Source organism: Stenotrophomonas sp. 10N36 (assembly GCF_056395005.1).
In genome coordinates this window covers 1-1,933 of the sequence record NZ_JBFTIS010000042.1, presented here as the reverse complement: position 1 = coordinate 1,933, position 1,933 = coordinate 1, and the positions used below count along the sequence as shown (strand labels likewise).

Here is a 1,933-nt window from a genome sequence, read left to right as displayed (position 1 = left end):
ACCTGGAACAGCTGGCTGGAGAACGAACCGTCCAGCAGCTTGGTGCCGTTGAAGTCGGACTGCTTGGCCACGCGGTCGATTTCGCTGACCAGCTGGGTCACTTCGGCCTGCAGCGCCTTGCGGTCGCTGGCGGAGTTGGTGGCGTTGGAGGCCTGCACCGACAGTTCGCGGACGCGCTGCAGGTTGTTGCCGATTTCGGTCAGCGAGCCTTCGGCGACCTGGGCCAGCGAGATGCCGTCGTTGGCGTTGCGGATGGCCACGTCGGTGCCGCGGATCTGGGTACCGAAGCGCTCGGAGATGGCCAGGCCAGCCGCGTCGTCCTTGGCGCTGTTGATGCGCGAACCCGACGACAGGCGCTGGATGGTGGTGGCCAGGGAGCTGCCGCTGGTGCTCAGGTTGCGCTGAGCGTTGAGCGACATCGTATTGGTGTTGATGACTTGTGCCATGGGGTTTCCTTCAGGCGTGCATGGAGCGTGGTGCGGTGGAAGCGGCGCCGGTGGGCCGGCGCCTTCGGATCAAACGGGATCAGCGCAGCAGGCTGAGCACGTTCTGCGGCACCTGGTTGGCCTGGGCCAGCATGGCCGTACCGGCCTGCTGCAGGATCTGGGTGCGGGTCAGCTCTGCAGTTTCCTTGGCGAAGTCGGTATCGCGGATACGGCTACGCGAGGCCGACAGGTTCTCCGTGGAGGTCTGCAGGTTGGCAACGACCGAGGTGAAGCGGTTCTGGATGGCACCGAGGTCAGCACGGGTGTTGTTGATCGAACCCAGCGCCTTGTCGACGATTTCCAGCGCCTGCTGTGCGCCCAGCACCGAGCTGACATCCAGCTTCTGTGCGTTGGCGTCGGTGGCGGTGTCGGCGGTGTACGCGCTGGTGGCCGCGGCGGCGCTCCAATCGGAGGTGGCCGACTGGTAGTTGCTGCGGGTCAGGGCGACGTCAGCGGCAACCACGTCCTTGCCTTCCTTGACCGAGGACAGCTTCAGGGTGCCGTCGTCATTGGCTTCGGCGTAGATGCCGGCTTCGCCGATCTTGCTGTTGATCGCGGTGGCCAGGGCCTTGGCAGCATCGCCGAGGGTGGCGCCGTTCTTGACTTCAACCGTGCCGATGTCCACGCCCATCACCTTGCCGCCGAAGCGCACGTCGGTGGCGACTGCGGCAACCGCAGCGGTGTCACCGGTGGCGAAGGTGCTGGTGCCCAGCGAGCCGACGCGGGCGTCGACCACCTTGTCGATGGCAATGGCCTGACCAGCGTTGGCGCCGACCTGGAACAGCTGGCTGGAGAACGAACCGTCCAGCAGCTTGGTGCCGTTGAAGTCGGACTGCTTGGCCACGCGGTCGATTTCGCTGACCAGCTGGGTCACTTCGGCCTGCAGCGCCTTGCGGTCGCTGGCCGAGTTGGTGGCGTTGGAGGCCTGCACGGCCAGTTCACGGACGCGCTGCAGGTTGTTGCCGATTTCGGTCAGCGAGCCTTCGGCGACCTGGGCCAGCGAGATGCCGTCGTTGGCGTTGCGGATGGCCACGTCGGTGCCGCGGATCTGGGTGCCGAAACGCTCGGAGATGGCCAGGCCAGCCGCATCGTCCTTGGCGCTGTTGATGCGCGAACCCGACGACAGGCGCTGGATGGTGGTGGCCAACGAGCTGCCGGAGGTGCTCAGGTTACGCTGAGCATTCAACGACATCGTGTTGGTGTTGATGACTTGTGCCATGGAGGTTCCTTCAGGCGTGGGTGGAGCGTTGAACGTCGGTGTCGATGCCGGCGCCGGTCACGCCGGCGCCGACACTGCAGGCGTGGATCAGCGCAGCAGGCTGAGCACGTTCTGCGGCACCTGGTTGGCCTGGGCCAGCATGGCCGTACCGGCCTGCTGCAGGATCTGGGTGCGGGTCAGCTCTGCGGTTTCCTTGGCGAAGTCGGTATCGCGGATGCGGCTACGCGAG

Annotated in this window: 3 protein-coding genes; all 3 read right to left on the bottom strand. The window is 65.9% G+C overall.

Translation table 11 applies throughout. The features are described from left to right. The coding region (locus AC1DCJ_RS20270) for a flagellin N-terminal helical domain-containing protein (protein ID WP_478071789.1) at positions 1 to 446 on the bottom strand (446 nt) is incomplete at its 3' end. Between the two features lie 79 nt (positions 447 to 525). Next, on the bottom strand, positions 526 to 1,704 hold the full coding sequence (locus AC1DCJ_RS20265) for a flagellin (protein ID WP_038688449.1): 1,179 nt from the start codon (positions 1,702 to 1,704) through the stop codon (positions 526 to 528). 87 nt (positions 1,705 to 1,791) lie between these two features. After that, the coding region (locus tag AC1DCJ_RS20260) for a flagellin (protein WP_478071636.1) at positions 1,792 to 1,933 on the bottom strand (142 nt) is incomplete at its 5' end.